We start from the raw sequence: 5,989 nt of genomic DNA, 5'->3' as shown, positions 1-5,989 counted from the left end.
ATCGCGGCAACGTGCTTCTCCCAAAAAACGGTCGTGTTTTCCATGCTTGCTCCGGTATCAAATCGAAGTAGCAAGAATGCGGAAATTCGGATTAGCCAGCAAGTCTGGGGTTTATGGAGCGCTTACCTTTGCAGCACGCTTTTGGGACTATTGAAATAGTGCGCAAGTATCTGATTTCCCCATGCACAATTGCCATCATCAGCGGCGACCTTGAGCTCTATGACGATGTCATCTGGCGTGATTTTCACGGTCGTCTCTGCGACCGCAGCTATGCCGAATCAGACCTAGCAGTTCTGCGTGCAAAAAAATTGAGCGGTGAGTATCAGCGTAAGATTTTGCCATTACCTCGACGGATCGAGGTGCCGCGGCTCGTGGCCTACTTGAACGACGAGACCGTAACTTTGTCAGACGGGGGCAAGTCCGTCATTTCGTTCCCGTTATTCCAGCTTTGGTTAGAAGCCGTTCTCAACGAACGCATAAATGGCGCAGAAAATAGCTTCTTGTTCTTACCCATCGACACCGTCCGCGAGTTTGCGCAACTCGTTTCGCACTTGTATCCTTTGCTGTCCACTCTTGGAAAGACGATCGACGGAGAGTTGGATCGGTTCCGTCTGCGACGTCGAATATTCATGCGCGAAGAAATCGCAAACGCCATCGAGGCGTTTGCGAAGAACTACGCGTCCACCCGTGGGCAGTCTGCTAAGAGCGCGCGAGAGAAGGACCGCAAAGCGGCTTACGATACGCTGCAAGCGAGGGTAAAACCTGCGACACCTGGCGTCGCCCCACCCTTCGCGAAACTGGCGATTGAATGGCAAGACCTCCTGCTGACATACTTCCAACATCACGAGCGCGGCGGGCCGATTTTCTTGGCCTTGAAGGCGAACCAGCATTTCCGCAAATGCATGAACAATCCTGCCGAGCGCACAGCGTCGGTGTTTGATACCGATCTTTTCTCGCCCCGCGCACACGAAAAATACTATCAGTTTTCCCAGTCTGAGGAGATCAAAGACGAGTGGCAGAACCACCTAAGCGAGCGGATTCCTAACGGATTTTTCAAGAACTTGCCGAAGTCAAGCATCTTGCCATATCCCCGGCCCGAGCTTGGTCGTCGGATTACCGATTCAGGTAAGGCAATAGCCGAGAGCGAAACTTTGAAAGGCGACGACGTCGAAGATGCAGAACTCGTCCGCCGATTAATGACTCACTATAATTTCTATACTTCAAGCAGCCGCACTACCCTGACGTTGACCGGTCGAATTCTCGAGTTGCTAGTCACTAGCCTGATACGCGACGTCAGTGTCGACGGCGTGCTGGATTTGATCGACCGACCACCTTTTCATTCGGCGACTGCCATCGCCAGCACGAAGACTTTCGACTTCGACGGCGAGGATGAACCTGGCATCGATGGAGGCGACGAAGACGTCGCCGTAGGTGATACTTTGAGCGATTGGATCGAAAAGATAAATGCTTGGAGAAAGGCAAATCTAGCGGAACTCGAATCGGTGCCGAACGCTTGGCTCATTTATAACGTCGTCAATAAGTACTTCAACCAGGTAAATTTTTTCAATCAAGCAGACGAGCCAACGCCGCACTTTGTGGCAGGAAGTACCAATAAACGCGTCAACCCTGAGGGGACACGACTAGATGTTTTTGGAACGGCACTGCAGGCGTACCGGGCGATCTGGGCGATTTTCGGCAGTTTCGAAAAAGGCCAAGTCTTTGGATTCGATGAAGTAATAGCCTATCGAAATATTGGTAAGGCAGATGCCCGGTTTGAGCAGAACCAGCTGTACCTTCAAAACATCAAACCCTTCCTTCAAAGGGACGCAGCCGCCACCGGCGAAAAGCCATACTTCAATTTTCAAACAGGAGCTTACACTTACTTGCTTGCTAGCCATCCATTGAAAACTAAGCTCGAACAAGTGTATAGGAATATGATGATAGAGGCCGGGGATGCGCCCGCGAAAGCGAGAACCTCCTCGGTCGAAACGAAGCGAGGCGGCGAACAACTCACTTACGAGAAAGCGAATTCAATTCTCAATCCGCTGATCAGGCAGTATTCGCTGAAGGCAAATCAGATTGAGCAAATGGACTTGCCCGCATGCTTGAAGATTTTCGACGAAATCAAGCATGAGCTCGAAGCATTGGGCGCCGAAGATGCGATCCAAATCGCACGTGACATGGAAAAAAAATCTGGTGGCTCGGCTCTAAGCAAACTGCATCGACTGCTTACGCAAATTAAGATATTGCAGGATCTGGGAGCTGGCGAGGCGAGCGCCTGATATGCTCGAACAGTCGCTTCTTGAACTCGCCGTCGCCACGTGTTTTTCCAGTTCGGCGCTGGCTAGTAAGCTGAAATCGACCTTATGTCCAAGCGGACCTTCCACCGGCTTGCCGAACATGAAGAGGTTTCAGGACGATTGCCACAAACTGCTTGAGGGTGCTCTTGAGGCCGACCATCCACGCCGCTTTCGACGAAATGATATTGCTAGCGCTCTGCAGTTGACCTGGCCGCATCATATGATATTGGGCAGCGAGGGGCACATCATGCCGTTTCTCGATCAGCTGTTCGCCCGCCTCTTCGTGGAGAACGGCGACGTAATCCATTATCGTGACGATAAGGTTCAAGACTACGTTCGCCTGAGCGCACGGATCGATCCGGCGCTGCTCGTCGCTTGGCGGCTAGCTCAACGCATCGGCGAAACTCCGACGTTGGCCGCGCACGACCTCGTTCGCCTAGTCTCTGCGCAACAGCCGTTTTTCGGACCGGCGACTGTCGCTGGCCGTGCTAAAGCAGAAAATCATGCTCATATCGGAGGCGCCTATCAAGCTGGCATGGCGCTAATGGCTGGTCTATTGCCCGGCGCTCCTGCGCCGGCTTCCGAAGGGACGTACGAAAGCGAGATTGATTTCTCCAGTCTCATCTATCTTGCCCGAGCCCTATTGCGCGAAGGAGATTTAACGGAACGCGCGCATGCCGACGGTGGCGATACAAAGGCGCTCGACAGGCGCATCCGCAACGCCATCCGCTGCTCGCTCGGCATGCAATCCTCCACTGACGCACCCAGCAACCTGTCATGGGAATGGTTAACGGGTCAGGTTCAAACAGTGCGGGCAGACAATCCACGTTGGTTGCGTCAACAAATTGCTCGCAGCATGGTCGAACTTGATATCGGTCAAGCCTGGCTGTGGTTCCTAATCTGGTTATGGACTCATTATCTCGATCCCCATTGCCATCCCCGCTTGCGAATGGCAATCTTCTTTTTATTCAATGGTTTAATGTGCGCGCGACGTGACCTTGTAATGGACGGTCAAGGCCTGAGCCGCTTTATTGAGTATTACCATCGGAAACGACGCAAGACTCAAGCGGGCTTCGCGCACGTGAGCGCTGCTAAGACGCTGTTCCAAGGAATTGACGACGTGGCTGAGCTGAAAGTTGGCAGCAACGTGTTGACGCCAACCGCGATTGGCGATTGGCTTGGGCATCTCGCGCGAGCCACCGGAGTAATCGCGCCGACCGGCTTGCGCCAACTATCTGCACGGGATGCACAGCGCTATCGCGACATGATGGACAGGTGGCATTTTTGCGTCCATTTTTCACGATCCAAATCAATGCTGCACAATCCGGCAATGGTGTGGGAAAGCGCTGCATCGATTCAAGAATTCAAACATAGCAAAGGCGAATGGGATCGCCCTAGTATGCTGGGCGGTATGAGCGACGGCGAGGAAATGCTCCAGCTAGTTCCTTCGCGCTGGTTGCGCGGCCTTGACGTGGCGGGAGATGAAAATCAGACAAAGACCGAAATTTACGCACCTGCCTTGCGCTGGTTACGTGATGGTTTGAAGAGCAAGGATGAGGGTGAACCCGCGACTGACGGCTTGCACTTAAGCGTCCATGCGGGCGAAGACTACGCACACCCAGTGTCGGGCATGCGCCACGTGGATGAGACGGTCCAATTTTGTGAAATGCGTAGCGGTGACCGGCTGGGTCACGCCTTAGCGCTTGGAATTTCCGTGCGCGCGTGGGCAAGCGCGCACGGCGACATGATCCTGCCGGTCGATGAGCATCTCGATAATCTGGTCTGGGTTTGGCACTATGCGAGCGTCATGAGTGCACGCCTCCCGCTGGCTAGCCAGGTATTGCCGCTGTTTGAGCGTCGGATCCACATAATGTTGCAGTTCGTCCCGTGGGCCCACGGCGCGTGTATGGAACTTCCCGGATCCGCGGCAGCCCCTTGCCAGTCCGCCGCCCGTGTCAACTCAATAACACCAGCCCTACTGTTTAGAGCTTGGCAGTTACGACGCAATTGCTCTTTTCAACTGATCGAATACGAAAATCGGGGCAAGATATTGGATCGAAAAATCGTAATCGCAGTGCCTGATATCGCCTTGTTTTCTGCCCATCCAGCGGCGACGGCCGCAGACGGCTTGGAAGTGGCGAACGCAGTGGGACTGTATCGACAACGGTGGAAGTGGCTGGCGAAGCAGGTCGGTGGCAAAGTACCGCCGGAATCGGGTTGCAGCGCCACGAGCCCTCCACTTCGCAGAGTACGTATCCGTTGTGAACTTAACGACCATGAAAGGTGGGATGCGAAAGCTGATCTTGAAAGTCGCAGTGGCTTGATCGAAGACACAATCTCGGCGCAAGAGCTGGACTTCATCGAAGCCTTACAGGATTGGCTGCTCGACGTTTACGATGAAAAGGGCCTCGTCATTGAAGCCAATCCTACATCCAACGTGTACGTAGCACGGATGAATAGACATGCGGAGCATCCAATTTTCCGTTGGTACCCCCCTGACGAAAGCTGGCTTGAACCGGGTAACCGCTTCAACCGCTTTGGCCTCCGCCGTGGGCCAATCCGCGTGTGTGTCAACACTGACGATGCTGGGATTACGCCAACTACATTGCGCACCGAATTTGCTCTCCTCCGTGCAGCAGCGCTAGAGCACGGCGTCACTCGAACGAATGCCGAGGCTTGGCTGAGTCGCCTGCGTGAGTTCGGCCACGAAGAGTTCCGCCGAAAGCACCGAGCTGTTTGGGTGAGGCGGCTTGCTGGTCGCTGAATCTCTAAGTAAGCCCCTCGGTGTTACGTTCCGCAGTAATTTAGGAGCGGCGTACCACCCTATTCGAGGTTGAACTTTCGAATTTGTCCCGACGTTTTTTCGGAAGGTCTTTTCCGCCGCCGATCATGGGTCGGAAGCATCTTGGTGGCGGCAGATTTGGTTCGGTGGCCGACCGCTCTGGAGGAGCGTCGGGCGAACGCAGGGGTACGCCCTGAACGGGCGACCTCGCATCCGCTCGGCTCGAATCGCCCCTGCCGGATAGGCCACGTTGAAAGCGGCTGGCAGGGGCCATGCTTGATGTTGTGGGCGCGCGCTTAATCGGGAGGGCGGCGTACCCATGGACGATCCGGGTCGTGGTCCCGGCTCTTCGCCGCCAGCTGGCCTGCCTGATGGCGCAGAATTTTGTCCAGATAGCGTACTTCGCAGACGCTGGCCAGTGCAGACAGGACTCCGGTCAGCACCGCTGCAGTCTCGTCCGAGATGTCATCCGGTGCCGGCAATAGAGATTTGTGGCGTGATGTCATCGCAGCTCCTCAATGGCTTGTTGCAGCAGGTCGTCCGGCAAGTGGTTAAAGCCTTTCGGCACGGCCAGCCGCATGGCGGTGTGCAAGATCCTCCCGGCGATGCGCGGTAAGCCCTTCGATGCCTGACGTAACACCTCCATGCCCGAATCGGCCAGCAGGGTATGCTGGCAGCCGGCAGTCTTCAGAGCATGCCCGATCAGTAGGGCGAAGCGCTCGCGCTCGACGACGGGCCGCAACTGCACCCGCGCGGCGATGCGCCCGTGCAGGGCCGCATAGGGTGCGCGCTCAAGCGTTTGCGCAGTAAGCGCTCCATAAACCCCAGACTTGCTGGCTAATCCGAATTTCCGCATTCTTGCTACTTCGATTTGATACCGGAGCAAGCATGGAAAACACGACCGTTT

The 5,989-nt window shown here is 55.1% G+C and carries 3 protein-coding genes and 1 pseudogene; 2 read left to right on the top strand and 2 right to left on the bottom strand.

The window, feature by feature from the left end; all coding sequences use genetic code 11:
* Positions 1–113: 113 nt before the first annotated feature.
* Positions 114–2,282: a hypothetical protein gene (locus tag F2P45_RS33585; protein WP_166882552.1), complete on the top strand. Its 2,169-nt coding sequence runs from the start codon at positions 114–116 to the stop codon at positions 2,280–2,282.
* Between the two features lies 1 nt (position 2,283).
* Entirely contained in the window at positions 2,284–5,064 is a 2,781-nt protein-coding gene (gene rdrB / locus F2P45_RS33580; protein WP_166882551.1) for an antiviral RADAR system adenosine deaminase RdrB, read from the top strand.
* Positions 5,065–5,378: 314 nt separating this feature from the next.
* On the opposite strand, the gene F2P45_RS33575 is transcribed toward rdrB, so the two are convergent.
* Complete coding sequence (locus F2P45_RS33575) at positions 5,379–5,588, bottom strand: hypothetical protein (RefSeq protein ID WP_166882550.1); 210 nt, start codon at positions 5,586–5,588, stop codon at positions 5,379–5,381.
* Positions 5,585–5,989: pseudogene (locus F2P45_RS33570) on the bottom strand (AAA family ATPase); the annotation flags it as partial. The gene F2P45_RS33575 and the pseudogene F2P45_RS33570, both read right to left, overlap by 4 nt.

The organism is Massilia mucilaginosa, assembly GCF_011682145.1.
Taxonomy (GTDB): domain Bacteria; phylum Pseudomonadota; class Gammaproteobacteria; order Burkholderiales; family Burkholderiaceae_D; genus Telluria_A; species Telluria_A mucilaginosa.
The sequence above is the reverse complement of the archived record's forward strand: the minus strand, read 5'-3'. Positions and strand labels throughout refer to the sequence as shown.